Consider the following 25,491-nt stretch of genomic DNA (forward strand, 5'->3'; position numbering starts at 1 on the left):
GTTTGCGGTGTGCTTTGCACGGTGTTCAAATCTTCGCCAATGATTTTTCTGGAGACTGCCCCGATGCTGATCCCCTGCCCCCATTGCAACGGGCTCAACCGCATCCCCGCCGAACGCCTGGGCGACCAGCCCAAGTGCGGGCGCTGCAAGGCCCCAGTGCTATTGAGCAAACCGTTCGAACTCAAGCAAGGCGACTACGCCAGCCAGATCAAGGGCGACCTGCCGTTGCTGGTGGATATCTGGGCCGATTGGTGCGGACCGTGCAAGTCCTTCGCGCCGGTGTTCGAACAGGCCGCTGCGCAACTGACGGGTAAATGTCGGTTGGCCAAGCTCGACAGCGAGGCTAATCAGCAGTTATCGGCGCAGTTGGGGATCCGCTCGATTCCCAGCCTGATTCTGTTCAAGGACGGTCGGGAGGTGGCGCGTCAGAGTGGGGCGTTTCCCTTGCCTCAGTTGATGAGCTGGTTGCGCAGCCAGGGGATTTGAAGCCATGAGATAACTGTGGGAGCGGGCTTTTTGTGGGAGCAAAGCTTGCTCGCGATCCAGGCGCTGCGGTCCTCAAGAGACCGCGGCGTTTTCATCGCGGGCAAGCCTTGCTCCCACACAGTTGCTCCCACAGGGTTTTGCACAGGCCAGAATCAGGCGCCTTCCAGCAGGCTATGCAACTCCATGAACTGCTGGGTCAGCTTGTGCCGTGGGTCCAGGTGGATCAGCGGCAAACTGGCCTGGTGGGATTCGCGCATGCGCACCGAACTGCTCAGGTACACCGGCAGTACCGGCAGGCCTTCGGCGATCAGTTCGTCGAGGATCTGCTGCGGCAGGCTGGCGCGAGCCTGGAACTGGTTGACCACGATGCCTTCGACTTCCAGGCCCTCGTTATGGTCGTCCTTGAGCTCTTCGATTTCCGCCAGCAGGCCGTACAGGGCCTGACGGGAGAAACTGTCACAGTCGAAGGGGATCAGCACTCGATCAGCAGCGATCAACGCTGAAACCGCATAGAAATTCAGCGCTGGCGGGGTATCGAGGTAAATCCGGTCGTAATCTTCCTCCAGTTCTTCAAGCAGTTTGCGCAGCTTGTTGATCTTGTGCTTGGCCTCAAGCTTGGGCTGCAGATCCGTCAGCTCCGCCGTGGCGGTGATCACGTGCAAGTTGTCGAACGGCGTTTCGTAGATATCCACCTTGTTCTTTTTCGAAAAGGGCCCGGATGACAGGGTTTGCTTGAAGAAATCGGCAATGCCCATGGGAATGTCATCGCCGGTCAGGCCCGTCAGGTATTGCGTGGAGTTGGCCTGGGCATCCAGATCCACCAACAGCGTGCGATAGCCTTCGCTGGCGCTGACTGCCGCCAGGTTGCAGGCGATGCTGGATTTGCCCACGCCACCTTTCTGATTGAACACCACACGCCGCATGTCAAAACCTCCGTGTATCAAAGATCCCCGAGTGTAGTAGGCCGCGACACCGCTTAGCTACCTTCTGCGTAGAAGGACTACGGCAACAGTGGCTTTTCCAACAATCGAAGCGTCAATTCGCCCGGAAAATGACAGAAAGAACCGACAGACAGGCGAGCAATGATCGCGACAATAGTTTGCAACTGAACCAAGTCGTACATTTCGCTGGACAAAATGTAACCAGTATTTGCTACAAGCCAACCGCACCGGGATAATGCGCGCCACTTGGGTCGCAAGGCCATGCAGGGTTGGACGCGGGTCAAACCACTGAGCCGTGACAATAAAAGCCCGCAGGGGTGGGATGAATTTTGTGATCAATTTCAATATCGCCCAATGGCGCGCGTGGGCCCCTGGGCTCGAAAGCGTGGACGACTGGCAGGCCTGGAGCCGACAGCCGGTCGTATTGCCGCCCAGCGATGCCTCCCCTGACGTATCGTTCCTGCCGGCCATGCAGCGTCGGCGCCTCAGCCGCCTGGCGCGGATGGCCTTCAGTGTTGGCTGGCCGCTGGCCGAGGATCGGCCGGACCTACCGTTGGTCTTTATTTCCCGCCACGGCGAAACCCCACGCACTTTCGAGATTCTCAAGGACCTGGCAGCCGACCAGCCCTTGTCGCCGACCCAATTCAGCCTGTCGGTGCACAACGCAGTGATTGGCCTGTGGTCGATCATGCGAGGCGAAACCAGCGAAATGACTGCCCTGGCCGCTACCGGCGACGGGTTGGAGCACGGTGTGCTGGAAGCCGCCGCACTGTTGAACGAAGGCTCGCCGGCGGTGTTGCTGGTGATCACCGAGGAGCAACCCCCGCAGGTCTACGCGCCGTGGGTCAATGACGTGCCGTTTCCCTATGCCATGGGCTTGCTGCTAACCCCGGGCGACGACTGGCAACTGGACCTGTGTGCGCAAACCGGCCAATTGCCTGGCAGCGACTGGCCCCATGCCCTGGATCTGTTGCGTACCCTGCTGAACAACGAAACCACCTGCCAACATGCCTGGAAGAATCGTGTATGGACCTGGCAACGCAACCGGTGACCGGTAAACATCGCGACGCCTATTACTGGCGCCTGATCGCGACCGCCGCAAGCTTCGCCCTGTTCGGGCTGGGCGGGCTGTGCCTGCGTTTGCTGGTGTTTCCGTTGCTGGCCTGGTGGCCCGGCGATGCCCAGGCCCATCGGCAACGGGCCCGTCGCACGGTCGGGCGGTTGTTCTGGTTCTTCATCCGGTTCATGGCCCGCACCGGGGTGCTGACCTACCGGATCGACGGCGCCGAACGGCTCGGCCGCCCCGGACAAATGATCATCGCCAATCACCCGTCGCTGATCGACGTGGTGTTCCTGATCGGGCTGGTGCCCAACGCCAACTGCGTGGTCAAGCAAAGCCTGTGGGACAACCCCTTCACCCGCGGCCCGCTGCGCTCGACCCAATACATCAGCAACGACGGCAGCATGGACATGCTTGATGCCGCCAGCGATGCCCTGCAGGATGGCCAGACCCTGATCGTCTTCCCCGAAGGCACGCGCACCCAGCCCGGCCAGGCACCGGCCTTTCATCGGGGGGCGGCGGCCATTGCCCTGCGGGGTGCGAAAATCCTCACGCCCGTCACCATCAAGGTTTGCCCCACTACTCTGACCAAGGCCGAACCCTGGTATCGCATTCCCCAGCGCCGCGTGCACTTCAGTTTTCGCGTGGGGGCCGATATAGACCCACAGGCCTTCGCCGCGCTCGGCCCACCACCCCAGGCTTCGCGCAGGCTCAACGATTTTTTGCATCACTATTTCATCAAGGAGCTCGCCGAAGATGAGCGATCTGCACCGTGACATCAAACAGCTGATCATCGATGCCCTCGGCCTGGAGGACATAAGCATCGACGATATCGGCGACCACCAGACCCTGTTCGGCGAAGGCCTGGGCCTGGACTCGGTGGATGCCCTGGAGCTAGGCCTGGCGATCCAGAAGAAGTACGGCATCAAGATCGATGCCGACGCCAAGGACACCCGTAACCATTTCAGCAATGTGGCAAGCCTTGCGGCCTTCGTCACTGCAAAAAGCGCCTGAGACCAGACCATGCAAACTCGTGACGACATCTTCAACACCCTGCGCGATGCTCTGGTCGAGCTCTTCGAGCTGGACCCCGAGCGCGTGACGCTGGAATCGAACCTGTACCAGGACCTGGAAATCGACAGCATCGATGCGGTCGACCTGATCGACCACATCAAGCGTCAGACCGGCAAGAAAATCGCCGCCGAAGAATTCAAGTCGGTGCGCACCGTCAATGACGTGGTCGAGGCGGTCTATCGACTGGTCCAACCGGCCGCATGACCCGGCTGATTGGCCTCGGCCTGCTGCTGGCGGGCCTGCTGTACCCCTTTGCGGTGTATTTCGGCATGGAGCACTTCGCCCCGTGGCAGTTCGGGTTGCTGCTCGGCAGCCTGTGGCTGGCCCGGGCATTGCTTGGCAAGGGCGGGCCCGGCAGCCGCTGGATGGCGGCCACGGCGATCGTGTTTTGCGTACTGCTGGCGCTGTTCGACAGCCCGCTCCTGCTGCGCTGGTACCCGGTGCTGATCAGCGCGTTCATGCTCGGGCTGTTCGTCCTGAGCCTGAAATACGGCCCGCCGATGATCGAACGCCTGGCCCGCCTGCGCGAACCGCAGCTACCTGCCAAGGCGGTGGTGTATACCCGCCAGGTCACAGTGGCCTGGAGTGTGTTTTTCCTGTGTAACGGTTTGCTCGCCGCCGCCCTGACCCTCTGGGCGCCGCTGAGCTGGTGGATGTTGTACACCGGCCTGATTTCCTACGGATTGATGGGGCTGCTGTTTGCCATTGAATGGCTCATACGACAACGGGTAAGAGGCCGCCCATGAATTGGATAACACTTGAGCAGATTCTGCTCAGGACTGAACCGGAACGCGCCGTCGCGCTCGATCCGGCGCTCAGTCACACGCAACTGCGGGGCGCGGCGTTGAGCCTGGCGGCCGGCCTGCAAGCCCGTGGCGTGCGGCATGTGGCGGTGCACCTGGAAGACGCCGCCGACCTGGCCATCGCCCTGCTCGGCGCCTGGCGCGCCGGAGTCCGGGTCTTGCTTCCCGCCGACCTGCAGGTGCAGACGCGCCAGCGCTGGGCGGCGGACGTGGACCTGTGGCTGACCGACCAGCCCGGCGACACGCATCCCAACGACGTGCAACAGGCGCCGATGGACGCCGCCGAACTGGACCTCGATCACTGCTGGCTGAGCCTGTGCACCTCCGGCTCCAGCGGCGAGCCCAAGCGCATCGAGAAAACCCTGCGCCAGTTGAGTAACGAAGTCCACGCCCTGGAGCACTTGTGGGGCGCCGACCTGGGGCCGGCCTGCATGATCGGCAGCGTTGCCGCCCAGCATATCTACGGGTTGCTGTTCCGGGTGCTGTGGCCGCTGTGCGCCGGGCGCCCGTTCGTGCGTCGGCAATTGGCGTTTCCCGAGGACCTGCAACGCGCCAGCCGCGAACAACCGGCCTTCGCCTGGGTCGCCAGCCCGGCGCTGCTCAAGCGCATGGGCGATAACCTCGATTGGCCGGCCCTGAGCAGCGTGCGCCGGGTGTTCTCCTCTGGCGGCGCCTTGCCCCCCGAGGCTGCACAAAGCTTGCAGCAACGTCTGGGACAATGGCCGACGGAAATTTTCGGCAGTTCGGAAACTGGCGGTATCGCCTGGCGTCAGGGTGACGGATTGTGGCAGCCCTTTGCCGGCGTCGAGCTCAGCCAGGACAGCGACGGCGCCTTGCTGATCGCTTCGCCCTATCTGCCGGCCGGGCATGTGGAACACACCGCCGACGCGGCGCGAATCGCCACAGATGGACGCTTTGAGCTGCTCGGGAGACTGGATCGCATCGTCAAGCTCGAAGAAAAACGCATCTCCCTGCCGATGCTGGAACAAGCGCTGATGGCCCACGACTGGGTCAGCGAAGCGCGGCTGGGGGTGGTGCAGGAGAAGCGCGCCTCCCTTGGCGCACTGGTGGTGCTCAGCGAAAACGGCCTGCACGCCTTGCGCAACCTGGGCCGGCGCGCCGTTACCGAAGGCCTGCGTCGGCACCTGAGCGAACATTGCGAAACCCTTGCCCTGCCCCGGCGCTGGCGCTGGCTGCGGCAGTTGCCGCTCAACGCCCAGGGCAAGTTGCCCCAGGCCGAGGTCGAGGCGTTGCTGATGGCGCCACGTCCCAAAACCCCTGACGTGCTGGAGCAAGTCGAAACCGACGGTGAGTGGAACCTGCAACTGGTCGTGCCTGCGGACCTTGCATACTTCAGCGGCCACTTCCCCACCGCGCCAGTGTTGCCAGGCGTAGTGCAGGTCGACTGGGCCTTGAGCCTGGGCCGGCAATTGATGGACCTGCCGCCCCGGTTCGTCGGCATGGAGGTGCTGAAGTTCCAGCAACTGGTTCGCCCTGGCGATGAAGTCCAACTGCACCTGCGCTTCGACCGCGAGCGCGGCAAGCTGTACTTTGCCTACCGCAATGACACGGCGGCCTGTTCCAGTGGGCGGATTGTGTTGGGGGAAAACAATGCCTAGGCACCTGTACAAATCACTGTGGCGAGGGAGCTTGCTCCCGTTGGGCTGCGAAGCAGCCCCTGGTATTTCAAGAGCGAGTGCTTCGCACTTGAGCGGGAGCAAGCTCCCTCGCCACAAAATGCTCCTTGGCCACCGAGACATGCCGCATGCATAACCCCTGCGCCGTCATCCCGGTCTACAACCACGAAACCGCCATCTCGGCCGTGGTCCAGGCGTTGCTCGCCAACGGCCTGCCTTGTGTGCTGGTGGATGACGCCAGCAGCCCGGCGTGCGCCGCCGTGCTGGAGCGGTTGGCCGAAGACGAGCGGGTTCATCTGGTCAGGCTGGCGATCAACCAGGGCAAGGGTGGCGCGGTGATGACCGGCCTGCGGGAAGCGGCGCGCCTGGGTTTCAGCCACGCCTTGCAGGTGGACGCCGACGGACAGCACGATCTTGGCGACGTGAAGACTTTCATCGAGCAGTCCCGCGCCCACCCGGACGCGGTGATCTGTGGTTATCCGCACTACGACGCCAGCGTGCCGAAAGGTCGTCTGTACGCGCGCTACCTGACTCACATCATGGTCTGGATCAACAGCCTGTCCCTGCAAATCCGCGACTCCATGTGCGGCTTTCGGGTCTATCCCCTGCCACCGACCCTGGCGCTGATCGACTCGGCCAACATCGGCAAGCGCATGGATTTCGATTCGGACATCCTCGTGCGCCTGGCCTGGCGCAATCAACCGATGCACTGGCTGCACACCCGGGTCCATTACCCCCAGGACGGGGTCTCGCACTTTCGCCTGTTCCACGACAACGTGCTGATTTCCAGCATGCACACCCGGTTGTTCTTCGGCATGCTGGTGCGCTTTCCCCTGATTCTCTGGCGACGGTGGCGGGCATGAGCCTTCAGGCAGACAAGCAACATTGGGCCGACCGCCAGGAGCGCGGCAGTTTCTGGCTGATGAAACTCACCGCAGTCGCCGCCAAGGTGCTCGGCCGGCGCTTATTGACCCCGGTGCTGTACGGCATCGTCCTGTACTTCTTCATTTTCGGCCGCAGCGCCCGCCAGGCCGCCTGGCAATACCAGCAGCGCCTGGCCGAATGGAGCGAGCGCCCCGAACTGCGCCCGACCCACCGGCGGGTGTTCGGCCAGTTCATGGCGTTTGCCGATTCCCTGTTGGACAAGCTCGATGTCTGGAACGGCAAGCTGAGCATCGACCAGATCGAAATCGTCGACCCGGCGCTACTGCGCAATCACTTGCGTGACGCCCGCGGGCAGATGCTGGTGGGCGCGCATCTTGGCAACCTGGAAATGTGCCGGGCCCTGGCCGAGCTGGGCGAGAAGGTGACCATGAACGTGCTGGTGCACACCAAGCACGCCGAGCAGTTCAACCGCTTGCTCGGTGAAGCCGGCGCCACGCACCTGCGGCTGATCCAGGTCAGCGAGCTGGACCCGGTGATCATGTTGCAACTGAGTGAACGCCTGGAGCGTGGCGAGTGGCTGGCGATTGCCGGCGACCGCGTACCGCTGCACGGCGGACGCAGTGTGACCGTGGATTTCATGGGCCACCCGGCGGCATTCCCCCAGGGGCCCTGGTTGCTGGCTGGCCTGCTGAAATGCCCGGTCAACCTGCTGATGTGCCTCAAGCACGAGGGACGCTATCGCGTCACCCTGGAACCCTTCGCCGATGCCGTGGCGTGGAAACGCAACGACCGCGAGCAAGTGATCGCCCACTGGGCCGGCCGCTATGCCGAGCGCCTGGCGCAGTACTGCCTCCAGGGCCCCCAACAGTGGTTCAACTTTTACCCTTTCTGGAAGACCGATGACGATGCCCACTCTTGAGCCGGTAACCTTCGGCGAATGCCCCTTGCGCATTGAAGATGTGCTGGCCCTGGCCAACCGCCGGGCGCCGACGCAGTTGCAGGATGACCCGGCGTTCCGCCAACGGATTGCCAAGGGTGCGCAATTCCTCGATTCCCTGCTGGACAAGGAAGGCGTGATCTACGGCGTGACCACCGGTTACGGCGACTCCTGCGTGGTGGCCGTGCCGTTGCACCACGTCGAGGCCCTGCCGCGTCACCTGTACACGTTCCATGGCTGCGGCCTGGGCAAGTTGCTCGACGCCCAGGCCACCCGTGCGGTGCTGGCGGCGCGTTTGCAGTCGCTGTGCCACGGCGTGTCGGGGGTGCGGGTGGAACTGCTGGAACGCCTGCAGGCCTTCCTTGAACACGACATCCTGCCGCTGATTCCGGAAGAAGGCTCGGTGGGCGCCAGTGGCGACCTGACCCCGCTGTCCTACGTCGCCGCGACCCTGTCCGGCGAGCGGGAAGTGATGTTCCGTGGCGAGCGGCGCCTGGCTGCGGACGTGCACCATGAACTGGGCTGGACCCCGCTGGTGCTGCGGCCCAAGGAAGCCCTGGCGCTGATGAACGGCACCGCCGTGATGACCGGCCTGGCCTGCCTGGCCTTCGCCCGCGCGGACTATCTGCTGCAACTGGCGACCCGCATCACCGCGCTGAACGTTGTCGCCCTGCAAGGCAACCCGGAACACTTCGACGAGCGCCTGTTCGCCGCCAAGCCACACCCGGGGCAGATGCAAGTCGCCGCGTGGCTGCGCAAGGACCTGGCGATCGACGCGCCGACCGCGCCGCTGCATCGCCTGCAGGATCGCTATTCCCTGCGCTGCGCCCCTCACGTGCTCGGCGTACTGGCGGACAGCCTGGGCTGGTTGCGTTCGTTCATCGAAACCGAACTCAACAGCGCCAACGACAACCCGATCATCGACGCCGAAGCCGAGCGCGTACTGCACGGCGGGCATTTCTACGGCGGGCATATCGCCTTCGCCATGGACAGCCTGAAGAACCTGGTGGCCAACGTCGCCGACTTGCTGGATCGCCAGCTCGCGCTGCTGGTGGACGAGCGTTACAACCACGGCCTGCCGAGCAACCTGTCCGGCGCCAGCGCCGAGCGGGCGATGCTCAACCATGGCTTCAAGGCCGTGCAGATCGGCACCAGTGCCTGGACCGCCGAAGCCCTGAAAAACACCATGCCGGCCAGCGTGTTCTCGCGCTCCACCGAATGCCACAACCAGGACAAGGTGAGCATGGGCACCATCGCCGCCCGGGACGCGATCCGCGTGCTGGAGCTGACTGAGCAAGTGGCCGCCGCAACGCTGCTGGCCGCCAACCAGGGCGTGTGGCTACGCAGCCGCGCCGAAGACGCGCGACCGCTGCCCCCGGCCCTGGCCGCCATGCACCAGCAACTGGCCGAGGATTTCGCCCCAGTCATCGAAGACCGCGCCCTGGAAGGCGAACTGCGACTGTGCCTGCAACGCATCGCCGACCAACACTGGAGGCTGCATGCGTAACCAAGGTGTTTTGCACGTCGACACGCAGATCGTGGTGCCATTTTTCGATGTCGATTCGATGAACGTGGTCTGGCACGGCCACTACGTCAAATACCTGGAAGTGGCCCGCTGCGCCTTGCTCGACCTGATCGGCCACAACTACAACGACATGCTCGAATCCGGCCATGCGTGGCCGATCATCGACCTGCAACTGCGCTACGTGCGCAGCGCCGTGTTCGGCCAGGCGCTGACCGTGCGTGCCAGCCTGGTGGAATGGGAAAACCGACTGAAGATCAACTACCTGATCAGCGACGCCACCACAGGCGAACGCTTGACCCGCGCCAGTTCGGTACAAGTGGCCGTGGACCTCGCCAGTCGCGAAATGCTGTTGGCCTCGCCTCGGGTCTTTGTCCAAGCCGTTGAAAGGAAACTGCCATGAAGCGCCTGTCAGTCTGGCTGTTGCTGTGCTGCCTGGCGCCCCTGGCCCAGGCGTTCGACTTACAACAGCTGAGCGACCAACTGGCCCGCCCGGAAGTGATCCACGGGCAGTTCATCCAGGAAAAACACCTGCGCGCCCTGCCCCAGCCACTCACCAGCAAGGGACGCTTCGTGCTGGCGAAAAAACACGGCCTGCTGTGGCTGCTGCAAACCCCGCTGCAACAGGACTACCGCATCACCCCCCAGGGCATCGCCCGGCGGGACGGCAACGCCTGGCAGATGTTGCCGAACAAGAGCGCCGGGGCCGAGCAGAACCGCTTGTTCCTGGCGGTATTGCAGGGCGACAGCAGTGGCTTGCTGCGGGACTTCGAACTGAGCCTGTCGGGCGAGCCACAACAGTGGGAACTCACCCTGACCCCACGCTCGGTGCTGCTCAAGCAGGTCTTCAACCAGATCAACATCGACGGCGGCGAACTGGTGCAGCGCATCGAACTGCTGGAAACCCAGGGCGACAGCACCGTGCTGCGCATGCAGGACAGCATCAGCACGCAACCCTTGAGCGAAGCGGAGCAACATGATTTTGCCGAGTGAACGGATGCTGCCCCGGCTGTTCCTGGTCCTGCTGCTGGCAGTGCTGGCGCTCGCCGGTTGGCAATGGCGCAATGGCGCACCGCTGTCGGCCAATCTCATGGAGCTGGTGCCGGGCACGTCGCCCGATGCCCTGGAGCTGATCGCCGAGCAACGCATGCAGGAGCCGCTCAATCGTGAAGTGCTGGTGTTGGTCGGCCACACCGACCGCCAGCAAGCCATCGCCCTGGCACAGACCCTGGGTGAGCAATGGCAGGCCAGCGGCCTGTTCGACAAGGTCCAGTGGACGTTGCAGGCCGACTTGCCGGCGCTGCGCACGCAATTGCTCAACGGGCGGTTGGCGATGCTCTCGGCGGCGGACCGCCAGCAATTGATCGAGCAGCCCCAAGCGTTTATCCAACAACGGGTGCAGGCCCTGTTCGACCCATTCAGCGGCTTCAGCCTGGTGCCGAACCAGGACGACTGGCTGGGCCTGACCGGGCGCATCCAGAACAGCCAGCCACAACGCGGCGCGATCAAATTCGATATTGGCAGCGGTGCGTTGGTCGCCGATGCCGACGGTAAGAGCTGGGTGATGCTGCGGGCTCGCGCCCAGGGCAACGCCTTCGACATGAACCTGCCGTTGCAAGTGGCCGAACTGCTGCGGCGCAGCCGCGACCAGGCGGGCCAGGCCCAAGGGCAACTGCTGGCGGCCAGCGGCCTGCTGTACGCCGCCAGCGGCCAGCAACAGGCCTCGCGGGAAATCACCTGGGTCGGCGGCGGCGCGACGGTAGGCATCTTACTGCTGTTGTTACTGGCCTTCCGGCGTTTGCGCGTGTGGCTGGCGTTCGTGCCAGTGCTGGTGGGCATGCTGTTCGGCGCGGTGGCGTGCGTGGCCTTGTTCGGGCGCATGCATGTGATGACCCTGGTCCTGGGTTCCAGCCTGATCGGCGTCGCGGTGGACTACCCGCTGCACTACCTGTCCAAAAGCTGGAGCCTCAAGCCCTGGCGCAGCTGGCCGGCCTTGCGCCTGACTCTGCCGGGGCTGAGCCTGAGCCTGGCGACCACCTGCATCGGCTACCTGGCCCTGGCCTGGACGCCGTTCCCGGCCCTGACCCAGATCGCGATATTTTCCGCCGCCGGGCTGGTAGGCGCCTACTTGACCGCCGTCTGCCTGCTGCCAGCGTTGCTCAAGGGTGCCGATTTGCGTCCGGCCCAGTGGCCGCTGCGGCTGTGCGAATGCCTGCTCCAGACCCGCCAGGCGCTGTTGGCGCGGGTGCCCACGCCAGTGCTGCTGGTGTTGCTGCTGAGTTTTTGCGCAGGCGGCCTCTGGCACCTGACCACCAAAAACGACATTCGCCAGTGGATCGGCACGCCCCAGCACCTTACCGACGAAGCCCGCGACATCGCGCGCATCACCGGCTTCCAGCCCACCAGCCAGTTCTTCCTGATCCGCGCCGGCGACCAGGCACAACTGCTGGAGCGCCAGACCGCCCTCAACGAACGGCTGGATCAGTTGATCGGCCTGGAGAAACTCCAGGGCTACCTGTCGCTTAACCAACTGGTCAGCCCACCCGCCGAACAGCAGAAAGTGCGTGAGGCCCTGGCCCGCCTGCCAGCCTTCTGGCAACCGCTGCTGGACCTGGGCGTGCCGGTCGCCGCGCTGCAAACGGAGCTGGCGCAACTGCAAGCCTTGCCGGTGGAAGACATCGATGCAGCGTTGACCGGCCCCTTGGCCGAGCCCTATCGCACACTCTGGCTCGGCCCGACAGAACAAGGCGTGGCCGCCATGATCAGCCTGCAAGGCTTGAACGATGCCGCGCTGCTGCGGGTGCAGGCGGTGGATTTGCCAGGCGTGCAACTGGTGGATCGCCTGGGCGACCTGAACCGGGTCTTCGCCGCCACGCAGGTCAGCGCCGCCGAGTTGAAACTGGCCTCCTGCGTGCTGATTGTGCTGGTGCTGATCTGGCCGTTTGGCGTCGGCGGCGCCTTGCGCATCGTGGCACTGCCGCTGCTGGCTGCGCTGTGCAGCCTGGCGAGCCTCGGCTGGCTGGGGCAGCCACTGACCTTGTTCAGCCTGTTCGGCCTGTTGCTGGTGACGGCCATCGGCGTCGACTACGCGATCCTGATGCGCGAGCAGATCGGCGGTGCCGCCGTGAGCCTGCTGGGCACGTTCCTGGCGGCGGTCACCACCTGGCTGTCGTTCGGCCTGCTGGCGCTGTCCAGCACCCCGGCGGTGAGTAACTTCGGCCTGGCAGTGAGCCTGGGGCTGGCCTTCAGCTTCATGCTGGCGCCGTGGGCCGGGCATCAGGCCCACGCGGCTGCCGTCGCGGAGCCCGCCCCATGATGACCCTGCTGTTCTGGCTCATGGCCCTGGGCTTGTTCGCTGTCGCAACCCGCATAGGCTGTCGCTTCGGGTTGATCCCGATTGTCAGCCAGTTGTTGCTGGCGACCTTCGGCCTGCCCCTGCTGATGTATTTCTGGATCGAGCCGGGCTGGCAGCTCAGCGGCGCGCAACTGGTGTCGCCGGTGTGGCTGAAGAACCTCTACAGCCTCGCGTTCGCGCTGTTGCTGGGGCACATTCTCAGCGACGTGATCGACCTGCGCCTGGATCGCCAGAGCGTGAAGATCGCCCTGCCCAGCTTCGTCGTTCCGTTTGCCTGCGGCCTGGCGACAGCGTTCTGGCTGCTGCCGCCCCAACCCTGGATCAGTTCCCTGGCGGTGGGGCTGCTGTTTGCGATCACCGCGATCCCGGTGCTGTACCTGTACCTGCGTCACATCGACTATCCGCCCGCCGCCACACGGCGATTGGTGCAAACGGCGATCCTGATCGACCTGGCCTGCTGGAGCCTGTTCGGCCTGGCCCAGGGCAGCCTCCACTTGAGCAGCCTGTTGCTGCCGCTGGCCTGCGCCGGCGTGCCGCTGCTGTTGCGCCTGCTCGGCCTGCGCCAGCCGTTGCTGTACAGCGGCGGGTTCTTTGCGCTGTTGGTGGTGGCCGAGCACTACCGGCTCAATGCACTGATCGTCGGCATCGGCTATCTGCTGTGCATGGCCGCGCTCAAAGTGCCCTTGCGGCTACCGCTCGATGCCGCCTGGATGCAGGGTTTGCAGACGTACCTGGCGATCCCGCTGATCCTCACGTTCGGCATTGTGCAGATCAACGTCCACAGCGCCATGAACAGCCTCGACTGGGTGCAATTGACGGCGTTGCTGCTGTTGCCCATCGCCAGCAAACTGCTGGGCAACTGGCTGGGGCTGGGATGGGCCGCCGCTCCCTTCGCCGGCGCCAGTCGTTGGCGCGAAAGTGTCTTGCTGAATATTCGCGGCTTGAGTGAAATCGTCTTCCTCAATCTGCTCTTGCAACAACAGCTCATCAGCCCCGCGCTGTACTTCATGCTGATGCTGATGGGACTGATCGCGACATTGCTGCCGGCCTTGGCCGGTTTCCACCGTATTCCCTCGATTGCCGTCCCGGCCAGGAGCTCCAGTGCCAATAGTTGAAATGGAACGTCGGCAGGTCGTCGTCATCGGCGCAGGCCCTTCCGGCGCTATCGCGGCGGCGCTGCTCAAGCGCAAGGGCCACGATGTGCTGGTCATCGAGCGCCAGCATTTCCCCCGGTTCTCCATCGGCGAGAGCCTGTTGTCCCATTGCCTGGATTTCGTCGAAGAAGCCGGCATGCTCGACGCGGTGAATGCCGCTGGATTCCAGCGCAAGAACGGCGCCGCGTTCGCCTGGGGTGAGCGCTACAGCGCCTTCGATTTCGGCGACACCTTCAGCAACGGCAAGCCCACGACCTTCCAGGTGCAACGCGCCGACTTCGACAAACTGCTGGCCGACCAGGCTGCGCTGCAAGGCGTGGAGATCCGCTACGGCCAAGCCATTGCCTGCGCCGATTTCACTCTCGCCAAGCCGCAACTGGGCGTGCAGCGCGAAGACGGCAGCGAGTACCGGGTCGAAGCCGACTTCGTGCTCGATGCCAGCGGCTATGGCCGAGTCCTGCCGCGCCTGCTGGACCTTGAGGCACCGTCGAACTTCCCGGTGCGCCAGGCCGTGTTCACCCATATTGAAGATCGCATCGACGCGGCGACTTTCGACCGCGAAAAAATCCTCATCACCACCCATCCGAGCAAGCGCGACGTGTGGTTCTGGACCATTCCGTTCAGCGGCGGGCGTTGCTCGGTGGGCGTGGTCGCCGCCGCGGAACATTTCGCTGGCCGCACCGACGACCTCGATGCCTGCCTGCGCGGCTTCATCGACGAAACCCCAAGCCTGGCCGGCGTGCTGCGCAACGCCGTGTGGGACACCCCGGCGCGGACCATCGGCGGCTACTCGGCCAACGTCAAGACCCTGCATGGTCCTGGCTTCGCCCTGCTGGGCAACGCCGCGGAATTCCTCGACCCGGTATTCTCCTCCGGCGTGACCATCGCCATGCGTTCGGCGAGCATGGCCGCCGACGTACTCCACCGTCAGTTGCAAGGCCAAAGCGTGGACTGGCAAAGCGAGTTCGCCGAACCCCTCAAGCGCGGCGTCGACACCTTCCGCTGCTATGTCGAGGGCTGGTACGCCGGCACCTTCCAGGACGTGATTTTCTATACCGAAGGTTCGGACGACATCCGTCGCATGATCAGCTCGATCCTGGCCGGCTACGCCTGGGATCAGCGCAACCCGTTCGTCAGCGAACCCAAGCGGCGCCTGCGCATGCTTTCGGAAATCTGTGCGAGCCCGGCACCATGAGTCAGCAACCATGAGCTACCTGAGTGACAACTACGTCGAAGAAACCCGCTTCGGCTTCTGGTTCCTGCGCAGCCACACCTGGCAGCACCATGTGTTGCGCGTAGCGATCAACGACCTGCGCAGCCTGTTCAGCACCCCGCTGCCGGCCAACCCGGTGCTGCTGGATGCCGGCTGCGGCCAGGGCAAATCATTCCAGTACCTGCGTCAGGTGTTTGCGCCGCAACGCCTGATCGGCGTGGATGCCGACCCCCACAGTCTGGATCTGAGCCGTGAGGAAGCCGCGCGCCAGGGCATCACCGTGGAGCTGATCGGCAGCGACTGCGCGACATTGACGGTGCCCGATGCCAGCGTCGACCTGCTGTTCTGCCACCAGACCTTCCATCACCTGGTGGAGCAGGAAAAGGCCCTCGCCGAGTTCTATCGCGTACTCAAGCCCGGCGGCTACTTGATGTTCGCCGAATCCACCGAAGCCTACATCGACACCTGGGTGATTCGCTGGCTGTTCCGCCATCCCATGCACGTGCAGAAAAGCGCCGCGCAATACCTGGAGATGATCCGCGAGCAGGGTTTCCAGTTCGAGGCCCGCAACGTGTCCTACCCGTACCTGTGGTGGAGCCGTGCCAAGGATTTCGGCCTGCTGGAACGCTTTGGCCTGCGTCGTCCCAAGCCATTTGGCGAGCGGGAGGAAACCCTGGTCAACGTAGTGGCTCGCAAACCTCTCGAAGGGGCTGCCGGATGATCCGTGGCCTGCTGATCGCCTGTGTGTTGCTGCTCAGTGCCTGCGCCAGCCACGCGCCGCTGCCCGCGCGCATGCCGACCCTGGCGTTGCCGATGCAACTGCACATCGAGCGGACAATGGCCGGCCAACGCCAGGACTGGTTGCTGGTGATCCAGCGCGAAGACGCCAGCATCCGTTGGTCGATGATGGACCCGCTGGGCATTCCAGCGGCCCGTCAGCGCCTGGTCGCTGGCCAGTGGCAGGCCGACGGTCTGCTGCCGCCCAACGCCGAGGCCCGGGAGTTGTTCGCCGCGCTGCTGTTCGCCCTGACCCCCGAAGCCGAACTGCCCGACAACTACCCGGCCGCCCGGCAACAGGCGTCGCAACGGAGCCTCGATAGTCGCTGGCTGGTGCGCTACAAGCAGCCGCTGGATTTTGAACTGAGCCTGCCCCAAGGCCCCCGCTACCGCATCACACCGTTGACCGAGAACGCCCCATGACCGCCTATTTGAATGCCCTCGGGGTGATCTGCGCCCTGGGCCGCGACAGACATAGCGTCGCGCGCAACCTGTTTGCCGGCGACTGCTCGGGCGTGCGCATCGAGGATGGCTGGGTGGCCGAACGCGCCTTGCCGGTCGCCTCGGTGCCGGGGGAACTCGCGCCCATCCCCCCTGCCCTTGCGGCGCAACGCAGCCGCAACAACCAACTGCTGCTGGAAGCCGGGTTGCAGATTCGCGCAGAGATCGACCAGACCATCCAGGCCTATGGTCATGCCCGTATCGGCATCGTCCTGGGCACCAGCACGTCGGGCATCGATGAGGCCAGCCAGGGCATCGCCCACTACCTGCGCGAACAACGCTTCCCCGATGGCTACGACTATCAGCAACAGGAACTCAGCGCGCCGGCCAATTTTCTTTCCGACTGGCTCGGCCTGAGCGGTCCGTCCTACGTGATCTCCACGGCCTGCACCTCCAGCGCCCGCGCCTTGATGAGTGCCCGACGCCTGCTGGACCTGGGCCTGTGCGATGCCGTGCTGTGCGGTGGCGTGGACAGCCTGTGCAAACTGACCCTCAACGGTTTTTCCGCACTGGAAGCGGTATCGAGCGAACGCTGCAATCCGTTTTCGGTGAACCGCAGCGGCATCAACATCGGCGAAGCGGCGGTGCTGTTCCTGATGAGCAAGACCCCGGGAGACGGCCCCAGGATCGCCCTGCTGGGCGACGGCGCCAGCTCCGATGCCCATCATATTTCCGCCCCCGAGCCCAGCGGTCGCGGCGCCCGCCAGGCCATGGAAAAAGCCCTGCATTGCGCGGGCCTCGAAGCCAGCCAGATCGACTACCTGAACCTGCACGGCACCGCCACGCAGCACAACGACGCCATGGAGAGCCAGGCCGTGGCCGGGCTGTTCCCGGCGGGTGTGCCCTGCTCGTCCACCAAGCCCATGACCGGCCATACCCTCGGCGCGGCCGGGGCGCTGGAAGCGGCGTTCTGCTGGCTGGCCCTGAGCCCCCAAAACAGCGCCCAGGCCCTGCCACCGCATGTCTGGGACGGCCAGGCCGATCCTGCGTTGCCGGCGCTGGACTGGGTCACCGCCAGCACCCGCCTGAACCCGGCCATCCCGCGCCGCCTGATGAGCAATTCATTTGCCTTCGGCGGCAACAACGTCAGCCTGATTATCGGAGACGCCCCATGATTGACTGGCCGCTCGCCGAACTGCTGCCCCACGCAGGGGACATGATCCTCATCGACCGGATCCTGTCGTTCGATGACGAACAGATCCATACCCACACCACCGTCAAGCCTGGTGGTTTGTTCAACCGCGAAGACGGCGCGCTGCCGGCCTGGGTCGGCATCGAGCTGATGGCCCAGAGCGTCGCGGCGTTTGCCGGTTGCCATGCACGCCGGCGCGGCGATGCCGTGGAGCTGGGCTTTTTGCTCGGCACCCGCAAGTTCGAATGCAACGTCGACTGTTTTCCCGTCGGTGCCGAGCTGAGCATCCACGGCGTGCGCTCCCTGGAAGACGACAACGGCATGGGCGTGTTCGAATGCCACATCCACGCCCCCGGCATCCATGCCACGGCCCGGCTCAACGTTTTCCGTCCGCCCAAGGCCGCCCATTACCTTCATGAACCGTCCGCAACAGGAAACCCGTCATGACTGAATCCGTACTGGTCACCGGCTCCAGCCGTGGCATCGGCCGCGCCATCGCCCTGCGCCTGGCCGAGGCCGGGCACGACATCGTGCTGCATTGCCGCAGCGGCCGCGCCGAGGCCGAAGCGGTCCAGGCAGAAATCCAGGCCCTGGGCCGCCAGGCGCGAGTACTGCAATTCGACGTGTCCGACCGCGCTGCCTGCAAAGCGACTCTCGAAGCCGACGTCGAAACCCACGGCGCCTATTACGGCGTGGTGCTCAATGCCGGCCTGACCCGCGATGGCGCCTTCCCGGCCCTGAGCGAAGACGACTGGGATGTGGTGATGCGCACCAACCTCGACGGTTTCTACAACGTGCTGCACCCGGTGATGATGCCGATGATCCGGCGTCGCGCCGCCGGGCGGATCGTCTGCATCACCTCGGTCTCCGGGCTGATCGGTAATCGCGGGCAGGTCAACTACAGTGCTTCGAAGGCCGGTTTGATCGGTGCGGCGAAGGCGTTGGCAATCGAGCTGGGCAAGCGCAAGATCACCGTCAATTGCGTCGCGCCCGGCCTGATCGACACCGCCATGCTCGATGAAAACGTACCCGTGGAAGAACTGATGAAAATGATCCCCGCCCAGCGCATGGGCACTGCGCAAGAAGTGGCGGGTGCGGTGAATTTCCTGATGTCCGCCGAAGCCGGCTACATCACCCGGCAAGTCCTGGCCGTCAACGGAGGCTTGTGCTGATGAAGCGCGTTGTCGTCACCGGCATGGCCGGTATCACCTCCATAGGCAGCGACTGGGAAACCATCGCCGCCAACTTCGCCGCCAATCGCAGCGGCATCCGGCGCATGGATGAGTGGGACCGCTTCAGCGAACTGAACACGCGGCTGGCCGGCCCCATCGACGACTTCCAGGTCCCGGCCCACTGGACCCGCAAGCAATTGCGCAGCATGGGCCGCGTCTCGCGCCTGGCGGTCGCCGCGGCGGAACAGGCCCTGGCCGACGCAGGCCTGTTGGGCGAGGAGTCGATCAAGGACGGGCGCATGGGCGTGTCCTGTGGCTCGTCCACCGGCAGCACCGACGAAATCAAGGCGTTCGGCAACATGCTGCTCAACAGCGTGGCCGAAGGGCTGAACGCCAACTCCTACGTGCGGATGATGCCGCACACCACGGCAGCCAACATCAGCATCTTCTTTGGGCTGACCGGGCGCCTGATCCCCACCTCCAGCGCCTGCACCAGCGGCAGCCACGGCATCGGCTATGCCTACGAGGCCATCAAGTTCGGGCGCCTGCCGCTGATGCTGGCCGGTGGTGCCGAAGAGCTGTGCCCGACCGAAGCGATGGTCTTCGATGCGCTGTACGCCACCAGCCTGAAAAACGATGCGCCGCAAACCAGCCCACGTCCCTACGACAAGGGCCGCGATGGCCTGGTGATCGGCGAAGGTGCCGGCATACTGGTACTCGAAGAACTGGAACACGCCCTGGCCCGTGGCGCAAAAATCCATGCCGAGATCGTCGGCTTTGGCAGCAACGCCGACGGCCAGCACGCCACCCGACCCGAACTGAGCACCATGCGCCGGGCCATGGAGCTGGCCCTGGAAGACGCCGGCCTCGAACCCTCGGCCATCGGCTACGTCAACGGCCACGGCACCGCGACTGAGCAGGGCGACATCGCCGAGACCCTGGCCACCAGCAGCCTGTTTGGCGAACACATGCCCATCAGCTCGCAAAAGAGCTTCCTCGGCCACACCCTGGGTGCCTGCGGGGCGCTGGAGTCCTGGTTCAGCATCGAAATGATGAATCGCGACCTGTACGTGCACACCTTCAACCTCGATGAGGTCGATCCCCAGTGCGGCAAGCTCGATTACCTGCGCAACGAATTCCGGCCGATGAGCCACGAATACGTGATGAACAACAACTTCGCCTTTGGTGGGGTCAACACCTCGCTGATCTTCCGCCGCTGGCGCTGAATCGGATTCAAAACCCTGTTACCCCTCGTCAAGGAGACCATGATGTCGTTGAAGAAAATCGCCGTAACCGCCGCCCTGTTGCTCAGCACCCTGCCAAGCCTCAGCCAGGCCCGTGATACCGCGCTGTTCCTGCCGTTCGACAAAGTCGTCGCCGAGGCCATCCGCACCGGCAAGATCGACGGCAGCGTGAAGTTCTACCTGGCCGGCAACAAACCGGCCGGCAACGTCACCGTGATCAGCCCAGGGGCCGTGACCAACAAGAAAACCAACGCCTTCAACAAATCCGATGAGGTGGCTTGCGAATGGGTGCTGCAATCAGCCCTGATCAGCCTGCACCAAGCCGCCAAGAACGCCGGCGCCAACGCTGTCACCAACATCGTCAGCTTCTACAAGAGCAACGAACGCAAGGACCCGACCACCTATGAATGCCACGCTGGCGCGATCATGGCGGGCGTTGCGTTGAAAGGGGATCTGGCGAAGGTGCAATAAACCCGGATCCGCCGCAATCGCGAGCAGGCTCGCTCCCACAGTGGATCCAGGGTGTACGCAATCTGGTATGCCACCAAATCCTGTGGGAGCGAGCCTGCTCGCGATTGCAGTGGGTCAGCACCGATGATGTTGGCTGGGCTACCGTCATCACCTCTTCATTTGTAGGTAGCCCAGAGCACCGAAGGGATCAGTCGCGCTTTGCAGGGGCAGGTACTGTGGCTATCCAGCGTGCCGGCCATATGCCTGCCATGACTGACCATATGCGTGATGCCGCCGCTGATCTGATAGGTTTTTCCATCCCGGCCACACGAGACGCGATCACCTTCGCGGGCATGCAGCAGGCCAAACATGTTGCCCCTGCTATCGCCTTCCAGCACTTTCCCACCACAAGTGGTCTTGTCACCCAAGCCGATGAAGTACCCCTCTCTCATTGGATGTTCTCCTTCACCCCATTCGAGTGCAGGTAATGAACATCCGCCAGTTTGAGAGCGGGCAAAAAGTCATCTGCCATCGGCACGCCTTCACGCACGATGATCAGAAAACGTCGCTGAAGCGTATTGATGATCTCGTCGCCATTGCTCAAGCGGCTGCCCACCAGGGCGATGTTGCTATTGGCTGCCCCGGCGGCGGTTACGATCCGCGCGGTGCTGCCATCGGCATACACGACCTGGTCGCCTTTCTGCGCGGCGCGTACTTTCCAGCCATTGTCCAAGGTGAACGTCAACGACGCTGACACCTGCTGGATCGTTCCGCCGTAACGCGTCTGGCTACCCTCGGTGGCCACCCGGTAAATAGCGATTGGGGGATGAGCCATGACGAAAGCTTTTTGTTGATTAAGAAATGTGATGACTTTTTCGTCAAAACCATCAAGCAGCTGTTGCTCCAAGTACAAATCGTCCAAATGACGGAGATATTCACGAGAGACTTCGTTGGTGTATGGGGTGTAGGAAGATGAGTGCATTTCCAAGGGCCTTATTCACGGGCTTTGGGCTACTTCCCTTTCCGCCGGGAAGGAGCATTGGGCCAGACAATTCGGAATGATGAATAAGACGTTGCTACGCTGGTGAATCGCAAGCCCAACAGCGTGGACATCTGGAGCGAATAGGAAACATCGCAACTAGGAAAGCGTATTTTCCTACAGTCAACAGGAGCTCTATGCAGGGCGCTCGTGGTTTGTACGGGGGGCTCCAGCATGTTCTCTTCCTGAAAGTTTTCGGAAGAAATAACCTATCGAAGACGCGCGAAGAGGGGGCGATATATAGATACCGCATGAGGCGGTGTCAGGCGGTGTACAGGTGTTGTGGATACATAATCCGTGTGGGGACGTACTAGCTCGTGATGAACCCTGGCGGTAATTGGGGGCCTCGCATCATGCTGGCCGGTTCAGGTACTGGCATGCAGTCAGTCCCAACGCTTTGACAATTTTTTGTTCAATGGTCCTGGAAAATTCAGACAACGCATTGATCACCATCAGGCTAACCCCATAGAAAAGGGCGCTTTTCAGCGCCCTCTCAAACAGCACGGATCAGAGACAGTCGAGTCACTCAGCTTGAATCAACTTGCTTTCCACTACCCCGGCACGGCCGGTTTTTTCATCGACAACCTGCAGGTTGTTACGAGCCTTGATGAAACCCACTTTCACTTCCTGCCAGACAAAATAGTTCTTGCCCGCTTCTGTACTGAGCTTGAGTTCTGAATCGTTTTCCGCAGACGACACCAGCGTCTGCTGGCCAGCCGGTACCGATAGCATCAGATACGACTTGGCAACGGTCTGCCCGACAGCTTTACCGTTGAGCGTTACCGGCATTTTCACCCCGGCGCCCATGCTTTCGTTGCGATAAACGTAGATGTTCGCTTTGTCATGAACGGTCTGGAAGGTTTTCGCCTGAGCATCCTGGGTGTCATCCGCCATTTTTACCGAAGCACACCCCGTGGTCAGCGCGGCGACTGCCAGCAAGGCAGTAAAGGTCAACTGCTTGAACATCCTGTTTCTCCATGATTGGGTAGGTCGAACAATCGGATATCGGCTGAGACGGTGAAAAACTGAAGCAATGTTGGCTTGCTCGGTCACGGGTGGCGCCTGGCAACAGCAAGCCTCAAGCCCAGACAGGTAACCTTCCGTAAAACTTGTAATCCATTTCCCAAGCTGTCATTAGGGCATTGAGTCTCTTATTCATGCGTGCTCAATTAGCCGTCAAAATAAGCAATGCCATGGATAGGGATAAAAATCGTGAAAACAAAACACTCTCTTTGGTCTTACCTGATGAGCCTTTCAACCACTCTAATCATTGGCAGTTATAACTTATTCGCAAACTATACAAACAACCTCTACCCAGCCGAACATGACATTATCGCCATCCCATTCGCAGCAATGATCGGCACCCTGCTCACATTACTACTCCTGCTACTTTTCCAGCATCCTTATCGCTTAAGAAAAGCAAATAACGCGCCCAATACCCTTCTTACCAAATCCGCGAGCGTCCTCGCCACGACCGTAACGGTGATCCTGTTGCTGGAGCACATACTCTATTGGTCAACGCCAAAACATTTGCCAACTTTCTGGATTTTCCTTACCACCCTCTGTTTTTACATTCATTACCAACTTCAACTTTATGGTTTCATCCGCGCCGACATTAACCACTAGGTAACTCCACCTCATCGGTCAACAACGCCACAAACGCCTTCGCCATCGGCGACCGCTGGTCCTTGCGCTGTACCAGCCACACCGCCGACACCGCCGCCGGGTCGAGCAGCGATCGATAGACCACGCCGTCGATACGCATGCGCTGGTATGACGCCGGCAGGACTGAGACACCCAGCCCCGCCGCGACCAGGCCGATGATGGTCATGGCTTCACCGGCCTCTTGGGCGAAGTGTGGGCTGAAGCCGGCGTCGCGGGCCAGGCTCAGGAGTTGCGCGTAGAGGCCGCTGCCGTAGCTGCGAGGGAAGAACACGAAGGGTTCCTGAGCCAGCGCCGAGAGGAACAGGCCCGCTTCGCTGCCCTGGGCCAGGGGATGCTTGGAGCTGAGCACGGCCACCAGCGGTTCGCGGCTGAGTTCGATTTCCTGCAAGGAGTCGGGCAGTGGCAGCGGACGCATGATGCCCACCTCGATCGCTTCGTCTACCAATGCATCCGCGACCTGGGTGCTGCTCATTTCCCGCAGGTTCAGGTGCACGGCCGGGAAGCGTTGGCGAAACGTGAAGATCGCTTGGGGAATGGTCGAGTTGAACGGCGCCGAGGAAGTGAAGCCGATTTTCAGCTCACCCAACTCGCCTAACTGGGCACGGCGGGCCACGTCAGCCGCCTTATCGACCTGAGCCAGTACCCGTCGCGCCTCTTCGAGGAACAGTCGCCCGGCCTCGCTCAGTTCGACCCGACGATTGGTGCGCTCGAACAGCCGTGCACCGATCTCCTGCTCCAGCGCCTGGATCTGCTGGCTCAAGGGCGGTTGGGAGATGCCCAGGGCCAGGGCCGCGCGGCCAAAATGCAGCTCTTCGGCCACGGCGATGAAGTAACGCAGATGACGCAATTCCATGGGCAATCCAATAGGTCGTAAAACGTCTTAAACAGGTCGAACAATATATTGGATAGAAACATTAGCCGGCTATATGCTTTTTTCATTGCCTGCCTGGCCGTGTTCGTTCGAGGTCCACCGTGAAAACTGCTGTCGCTCCACTGGCCCATGAAATCCCACCTAGTGTGCAGGATGACGTCGTCGCCGAATTGAAGGACATCTACATCGAGAAAGGCACGCCGATGTTCATGCGCACGGTGCTGGCGCTGTTCAGCGGCGGCTTTGCGACCTTCGCCTTGCTGTACTGCGTGCAACCGATGATGCCGCTGCTGTCCAAGGAGTTCTCCATCAACGCGGCGCAGAGCAGCCTGATCCTGTCGGTGGCGACCGGCCTGCTCGCCATCGGTCTGCTGGTCACCGGCCCGATTTCCGACCGCATCGGTCGCAAGCCAGTGATGGTCGCGGCGCTGTTCGCGGCCTCGGTGTGCACGATTGCCAGTGCCATGATGCCGACCTGGCAAGGCGTACTGGTGCTGCGCGCCTTGGTGGGTTTGTCATTGAGCGGGTTGGCAGCGGTGGCGATGACCTACTTGAGCGAAGAGATCCACCCCAAGCACATCGGCCTGGCGATGGGCCTGTACATCGCCGGCAACGCCATCGGCGGCATGTGCGGGCGCCTGATCACCGGGGTCTTGATCGACTTTGTCAGCTGGCACACCGCGATGCTGGTGATCGGTGGCCTGGCCCTGATCGCGGCGGCGGTGTTCTGGAGGATTCTGCCCGAGTCGCGCAACTTCCGCCCGCGCTCGCTACACCCGCGCAGCCTGCTGGACGGTTTCACCATGCACTTTCGCGACGCCGGTCTGCCGCTGCTGTTTCTCGAAGCCTTCGTGTTGATGGGCGCGTTCGTGACGCTGTTCAACTACATCGGCTACCGCTTGCTGGCCGAGCCTTATCATCTGGATCAGGCGTTCGTCGGATTGTTATCGGTGGTGTACCTGTCGGGCATCTACAGCTCGGCGAAAGTCGGTGCACTGGCAGACAAACTCGGTCGGCGCAAAATGCTCTGGGCCACCATCGCCCTGATGCTGGCCGGGCTCGCGCTGACCATGGCCACGCCACTGTGGCTGGTGGTCCTGGGCATGCTGGTGTTCACCTTCGGCTTCTTCGGCGCCCACTCGGTCGCCAGCAGCTGGATCGGCCGCCGCGCCCTCAAAGCCAAGGGCCAGGCATCGTCGCTGTACCTGTTCAGCTACTACGCTGGGTCGAGTGTGGCGGGTACGGCGGGCGGCGTGGCCTGGCACCTGGGCGGGTGGAACGGTATCGGCCTGTTCATCGGTGGCTTGCTGGTGGTGGCGTTGCTGGTGGCGGTGAAACTGGCAAAGTTGCCGTTGTTGCCGGGGGAATGTGCAGGTTTAGATCCAAGGCAGGGACAGAGTAGACACTTTGTGGCGAGGGGATTTATCCCCGCTGGGCTGCGCAGCAGCCCTAAAGCAGTGAACTCAATCTTCCTGGCCCACCGAGTTGCCTGGTGTGGGGGCCGCTTCGCAACCCAGCGGGGATAAATCCCCTCGCCACAGGGCTTGTTTCTTGCTCGGCAGCGCAGCGTCGA

The 25,491-nt window shown here is 62.9% G+C and carries 28 protein-coding genes and 1 pseudogene; 24 read left to right on the forward strand and 5 right to left on the reverse strand.

Annotated elements, in window-relative coordinates; translation table 11 throughout:
- Positions 1-63 precede the first annotated feature (63 nt).
- Positions 64-486, forward strand: coding sequence for a thioredoxin TrxC (trxC, locus tag GN234_RS15810; RefSeq protein ID WP_176688743.1), 423 nt, complete (start codon positions 64-66; stop codon positions 484-486).
- A gap of 152 nt (positions 487-638) precedes the next feature.
- On the opposite strand, the gene GN234_RS15815 is transcribed toward trxC, so the two are convergent.
- Positions 639-1,409 (reverse strand): ParA family protein, encoded by a 771-nt coding sequence (locus GN234_RS15815; protein ID WP_109752084.1) that lies wholly within the window; start codon positions 1,407-1,409, stop codon positions 639-641.
- A gap of 340 nt (positions 1,410-1,749) precedes the next feature.
- Here GN234_RS15815 and GN234_RS15820 point away from each other — a divergent pair, with 340 nt between their 5' ends.
- The 21 genes from GN234_RS15820 to GN234_RS15920 all read left to right on the forward strand — a co-directional run bounded on the left by GN234_RS15820 (position 1,750) and on the right by GN234_RS15920 (position 20,364).
- A complete protein-coding gene (locus GN234_RS15820; protein WP_109752083.1) occupies positions 1,750-2,478 on the forward strand; it encodes a beta-ketoacyl synthase chain length factor in 729 nt (242 codons plus the stop codon).
- Positions 2,454-3,263, forward strand: coding sequence for a lysophospholipid acyltransferase family protein (locus GN234_RS15825; RefSeq protein WP_109752082.1), 810 nt, complete (start codon positions 2,454-2,456; stop codon positions 3,261-3,263). Before GN234_RS15820 ends, GN234_RS15825 begins: the two co-directional genes overlap by 25 nt.
- The gene (locus tag GN234_RS15830) at positions 3,244-3,501 is read left to right on the forward strand and encodes a phosphopantetheine-binding protein (RefSeq protein ID WP_109752081.1); all 258 of its coding nucleotides are present in this window, start codon (positions 3,244-3,246) and stop codon (positions 3,499-3,501) included. The genes GN234_RS15825 and GN234_RS15830 overlap by 20 nt, the downstream gene beginning before the upstream one ends.
- Positions 3,502-3,510: 9 nt before the next feature.
- Positions 3,511-3,765, forward strand: coding sequence for an acyl carrier protein (locus GN234_RS15835; RefSeq protein ID WP_030140951.1), 255 nt, complete (start codon positions 3,511-3,513; stop codon positions 3,763-3,765).
- Positions 3,762-4,307 (forward strand): COG4648 family protein, encoded by a 546-nt coding sequence (locus GN234_RS15840; protein ID WP_109752080.1) that lies wholly within the window; start codon positions 3,762-3,764, stop codon positions 4,305-4,307. Before GN234_RS15835 ends, GN234_RS15840 begins: the two co-directional genes overlap by 4 nt.
- Positions 4,304-5,983 (forward strand): AMP-binding protein, encoded by a 1,680-nt coding sequence (locus GN234_RS15845; protein WP_109752079.1) that lies wholly within the window; start codon positions 4,304-4,306, stop codon positions 5,981-5,983. The genes GN234_RS15840 and GN234_RS15845 overlap by 4 nt, the downstream gene beginning before the upstream one ends.
- A gap of 146 nt (positions 5,984-6,129) precedes the next feature.
- Positions 6,130-6,864 carry a glycosyltransferase family 2 protein gene (locus GN234_RS15850; protein WP_109752078.1) on the forward strand — a complete coding sequence of 245 codons (735 nt, stop codon included), beginning with the start codon at positions 6,130-6,132 and terminating at the stop codon, positions 6,862-6,864.
- Positions 6,861-7,805: an LpxL/LpxP family acyltransferase gene (locus GN234_RS15855; protein ID WP_109752077.1), complete on the forward strand. Its 945-nt coding sequence runs from the start codon at positions 6,861-6,863 to the stop codon at positions 7,803-7,805. The genes GN234_RS15850 and GN234_RS15855 overlap by 4 nt, the downstream gene beginning before the upstream one ends.
- Positions 7,786-9,330 (forward strand): HAL/PAL/TAL family ammonia-lyase, encoded by a 1,545-nt coding sequence (locus GN234_RS15860; RefSeq protein WP_109752076.1) that lies wholly within the window; start codon positions 7,786-7,788, stop codon positions 9,328-9,330. The genes GN234_RS15855 and GN234_RS15860 overlap by 20 nt, the downstream gene beginning before the upstream one ends.
- Positions 9,323-9,748 carry an acyl-CoA thioesterase gene (locus tag GN234_RS15865; RefSeq protein ID WP_176688744.1) on the forward strand — a complete coding sequence of 142 codons (426 nt, stop codon included), beginning with the start codon at positions 9,323-9,325 and terminating at the stop codon, positions 9,746-9,748. The genes GN234_RS15860 and GN234_RS15865 overlap by 8 nt, the downstream gene beginning before the upstream one ends.
- Positions 9,745-10,338, forward strand: a complete 594-nt coding sequence (locus GN234_RS15870; protein ID WP_176688745.1) for an outer membrane lipoprotein carrier protein LolA — start codon at positions 9,745-9,747, stop codon at positions 10,336-10,338. Before GN234_RS15865 ends, GN234_RS15870 begins: the two co-directional genes overlap by 4 nt.
- Positions 10,322-12,661: an MMPL family transporter gene (locus GN234_RS15875; protein WP_163855615.1), complete on the forward strand. Its 2,340-nt coding sequence runs from the start codon at positions 10,322-10,324 to the stop codon at positions 12,659-12,661. The genes GN234_RS15870 and GN234_RS15875 overlap by 17 nt, the downstream gene beginning before the upstream one ends.
- Positions 12,658-13,815 (forward strand): sodium:proton antiporter, encoded by a 1,158-nt coding sequence (locus GN234_RS15880; RefSeq protein WP_176688746.1) that lies wholly within the window; start codon positions 12,658-12,660, stop codon positions 13,813-13,815. The genes GN234_RS15875 and GN234_RS15880 overlap by 4 nt, the downstream gene beginning before the upstream one ends.
- On the forward strand, positions 13,802-15,049 hold the full coding sequence (locus tag GN234_RS15885; RefSeq protein WP_176688747.1) for an NAD(P)/FAD-dependent oxidoreductase: 1,248 nt from the start codon (positions 13,802-13,804) through the stop codon (positions 15,047-15,049). Before GN234_RS15880 ends, GN234_RS15885 begins: the two co-directional genes overlap by 14 nt.
- A 10-nt stretch (positions 15,050-15,059) precedes the next feature.
- Complete coding sequence (locus GN234_RS15890; RefSeq protein WP_116834007.1) at positions 15,060-15,788, forward strand: class I SAM-dependent methyltransferase; 729 nt, start codon at positions 15,060-15,062, stop codon at positions 15,786-15,788.
- Entirely contained in the window at positions 15,785-16,267 is a 483-nt protein-coding gene (locus GN234_RS15895; RefSeq protein WP_109752069.1) for a DUF3261 domain-containing protein, read from the forward strand. The genes GN234_RS15890 and GN234_RS15895 overlap by 4 nt, the downstream gene beginning before the upstream one ends.
- A complete protein-coding gene (locus GN234_RS15900; RefSeq protein WP_176688748.1) occupies positions 16,264-17,460 on the forward strand; it encodes a beta-ketoacyl-[acyl-carrier-protein] synthase family protein in 1,197 nt (398 codons plus the stop codon). Before GN234_RS15895 ends, GN234_RS15900 begins: the two co-directional genes overlap by 4 nt.
- Positions 17,457-17,924 carry an ApeP family dehydratase gene (locus tag GN234_RS15905; RefSeq protein WP_109752067.1) on the forward strand — a complete coding sequence of 156 codons (468 nt, stop codon included), beginning with the start codon at positions 17,457-17,459 and terminating at the stop codon, positions 17,922-17,924. Before GN234_RS15900 ends, GN234_RS15905 begins: the two co-directional genes overlap by 4 nt.
- Positions 17,921-18,649, forward strand: coding sequence for a 3-oxoacyl-ACP reductase FabG (gene fabG, locus GN234_RS15910; RefSeq protein WP_109752066.1), 729 nt, complete (start codon positions 17,921-17,923; stop codon positions 18,647-18,649). The genes GN234_RS15905 and fabG overlap by 4 nt, the downstream gene beginning before the upstream one ends.
- On the forward strand, positions 18,649-19,875 hold the full coding sequence (locus GN234_RS15915) for a beta-ketoacyl-ACP synthase (RefSeq protein ID WP_176688749.1): 1,227 nt from the start codon (positions 18,649-18,651) through the stop codon (positions 19,873-19,875). The genes fabG and GN234_RS15915 overlap by 1 nt, the downstream gene beginning before the upstream one ends.
- Positions 19,876-19,917: 42 nt before the next feature.
- Complete coding sequence (locus GN234_RS15920; protein ID WP_134922542.1) at positions 19,918-20,364, forward strand: excinuclease; 447 nt, start codon at positions 19,918-19,920, stop codon at positions 20,362-20,364.
- 155 nt (positions 20,365-20,519) lie between these two features.
- Here the strand turns inward: GN234_RS15920 and GN234_RS15925 are convergent, their stop codons facing one another.
- The 3 genes from GN234_RS15925 to GN234_RS15935 form a co-directional block, all read right to left on the reverse strand.
- Positions 20,520-20,795: a PAAR domain-containing protein gene (locus GN234_RS15925; RefSeq protein ID WP_116834004.1), complete on the reverse strand. Its 276-nt coding sequence runs from the start codon at positions 20,793-20,795 to the stop codon at positions 20,520-20,522.
- On the reverse strand, positions 20,792-21,325 hold the full coding sequence (locus GN234_RS15930; protein WP_176688750.1) for a PAAR domain-containing protein: 534 nt from the start codon (positions 21,323-21,325) through the stop codon (positions 20,792-20,794). Before GN234_RS15930 ends, GN234_RS15925 begins: the two co-directional genes overlap by 4 nt.
- 579 nt (positions 21,326-21,904) lie before the next feature.
- The gene (locus tag GN234_RS15935) at positions 21,905-22,348 is read right to left on the reverse strand and encodes a DUF2846 domain-containing protein (RefSeq protein ID WP_176688751.1); all 444 of its coding nucleotides are present in this window, start codon (positions 22,346-22,348) and stop codon (positions 21,905-21,907) included.
- 246 nt (positions 22,349-22,594) lie between these two features.
- Between GN234_RS15935 and GN234_RS15940 the strand changes: the two genes are divergently transcribed.
- Entirely contained in the window at positions 22,595-23,008 is a 414-nt protein-coding gene (locus GN234_RS15940; RefSeq protein WP_146206836.1) for a hypothetical protein, read from the forward strand.
- Here the strand turns inward: GN234_RS15940 and GN234_RS15945 are convergent.
- Positions 22,998-23,900: a LysR family transcriptional regulator gene (locus tag GN234_RS15945; protein WP_116834001.1), complete on the reverse strand. Its 903-nt coding sequence runs from the start codon at positions 23,898-23,900 to the stop codon at positions 22,998-23,000. The genes GN234_RS15940 and GN234_RS15945 overlap by 11 nt on opposite strands.
- A 140-nt stretch (positions 23,901-24,040) precedes the next feature.
- Between GN234_RS15945 and GN234_RS15950 the strand changes: the two are divergent.
- Positions 24,041-25,282, forward strand: a pseudogene (locus GN234_RS15950) (MFS transporter); the annotation flags it as partial.
- Between the last annotated feature and the right edge of the window lie 209 nt (positions 25,283-25,491).

This window comes from Pseudomonas bijieensis, assembly GCF_013347965.1.
Lineage (GTDB): Bacteria > Pseudomonadota > Gammaproteobacteria > Pseudomonadales > Pseudomonadaceae > Aquipseudomonas > Aquipseudomonas bijieensis.

What these genes read in the sequence shown, in the direction of transcription:
- GN234_RS15870 (WP_176688745.1), top strand. Translation starts at nt 9,745, where the DNA reads ATGAAGCGCCTGTCAGTCTGGCTGTTGCTGTGCTGCCTGGCGCCCCTG.
- GN234_RS15860 (WP_109752076.1), top strand. Translation starts at nt 7,786, where the DNA reads ATGACGATGCCCACTCTTGAGCCGGTAACCTTCGGCGAATGCCCCTTG.
- GN234_RS15835 (WP_030140951.1), top strand. Translation starts at nt 3,511, where the DNA reads ATGCAAACTCGTGACGACATCTTCAACACCCTGCGCGATGCTCTGGTC.
- GN234_RS15920 (WP_134922542.1), top strand. Translation starts at nt 19,918, where the DNA reads ATGTCGTTGAAGAAAATCGCCGTAACCGCCGCCCTGTTGCTCAGCACC.
- GN234_RS15880 (WP_176688746.1), top strand. Translation starts at nt 12,658, where the DNA reads ATGATGACCCTGCTGTTCTGGCTCATGGCCCTGGGCTTGTTCGCTGTC.
- GN234_RS15845 (WP_109752079.1), top strand. Translation starts at nt 4,304, where the DNA reads ATGAATTGGATAACACTTGAGCAGATTCTGCTCAGGACTGAACCGGAA.
- GN234_RS15935 (WP_176688751.1), bottom strand. Translation starts at nt 22,348, where the DNA reads ATGTTCAAGCAGTTGACCTTTACTGCCTTGCTGGCAGTCGCCGCGCTG.
- fabG (WP_109752066.1), top strand. Translation starts at nt 17,921, where the DNA reads ATGACTGAATCCGTACTGGTCACCGGCTCCAGCCGTGGCATCGGCCGC.
- GN234_RS15855 (WP_109752077.1), top strand. Translation starts at nt 6,861, where the DNA reads ATGAGCCTTCAGGCAGACAAGCAACATTGGGCCGACCGCCAGGAGCGC.
- GN234_RS15840 (WP_109752080.1), top strand. Translation starts at nt 3,762, where the DNA reads ATGACCCGGCTGATTGGCCTCGGCCTGCTGCTGGCGGGCCTGCTGTAC.
- trxC (WP_176688743.1), top strand. Translation starts at nt 64, where the DNA reads ATGCTGATCCCCTGCCCCCATTGCAACGGGCTCAACCGCATCCCCGCC.
- GN234_RS15945 (WP_116834001.1), bottom strand. Translation starts at nt 23,900, where the DNA reads ATGGAATTGCGTCATCTGCGTTACTTCATCGCCGTGGCCGAAGAGCTG.
- GN234_RS15890 (WP_116834007.1), top strand. Translation starts at nt 15,060, where the DNA reads ATGAGCTACCTGAGTGACAACTACGTCGAAGAAACCCGCTTCGGCTTC.
- GN234_RS15850 (WP_109752078.1), top strand. Translation starts at nt 6,130, where the DNA reads ATGCATAACCCCTGCGCCGTCATCCCGGTCTACAACCACGAAACCGCC.
- GN234_RS15925 (WP_116834004.1), bottom strand. Translation starts at nt 20,795, where the DNA reads ATGAGAGAGGGGTACTTCATCGGCTTGGGTGACAAGACCACTTGTGGT.
- GN234_RS15875 (WP_163855615.1), top strand. Translation starts at nt 10,322, where the DNA reads ATGATTTTGCCGAGTGAACGGATGCTGCCCCGGCTGTTCCTGGTCCTG.
- GN234_RS15815 (WP_109752084.1), bottom strand. Translation starts at nt 1,409, where the DNA reads ATGCGGCGTGTGGTGTTCAATCAGAAAGGTGGCGTGGGCAAATCCAGC.
- GN234_RS15900 (WP_176688748.1), top strand. Translation starts at nt 16,264, where the DNA reads ATGACCGCCTATTTGAATGCCCTCGGGGTGATCTGCGCCCTGGGCCGC.
- GN234_RS15820 (WP_109752083.1), top strand. Translation starts at nt 1,750, where the DNA reads ATGAATTTTGTGATCAATTTCAATATCGCCCAATGGCGCGCGTGGGCC.
- GN234_RS15895 (WP_109752069.1), top strand. Translation starts at nt 15,785, where the DNA reads ATGATCCGTGGCCTGCTGATCGCCTGTGTGTTGCTGCTCAGTGCCTGC.
- GN234_RS15865 (WP_176688744.1), top strand. Translation starts at nt 9,323, where the DNA reads ATGCGTAACCAAGGTGTTTTGCACGTCGACACGCAGATCGTGGTGCCA.
- GN234_RS15930 (WP_176688750.1), bottom strand. Translation starts at nt 21,325, where the DNA reads ATGCACTCATCTTCCTACACCCCATACACCAACGAAGTCTCTCGTGAA.
- GN234_RS15905 (WP_109752067.1), top strand. Translation starts at nt 17,457, where the DNA reads ATGATTGACTGGCCGCTCGCCGAACTGCTGCCCCACGCAGGGGACATG.
- GN234_RS15915 (WP_176688749.1), top strand. Translation starts at nt 18,649, where the DNA reads ATGAAGCGCGTTGTCGTCACCGGCATGGCCGGTATCACCTCCATAGGC.
- GN234_RS15830 (WP_109752081.1), top strand. Translation starts at nt 3,244, where the DNA reads ATGAGCGATCTGCACCGTGACATCAAACAGCTGATCATCGATGCCCTC.
- GN234_RS15825 (WP_109752082.1), top strand. Translation starts at nt 2,454, where the DNA reads ATGGACCTGGCAACGCAACCGGTGACCGGTAAACATCGCGACGCCTAT.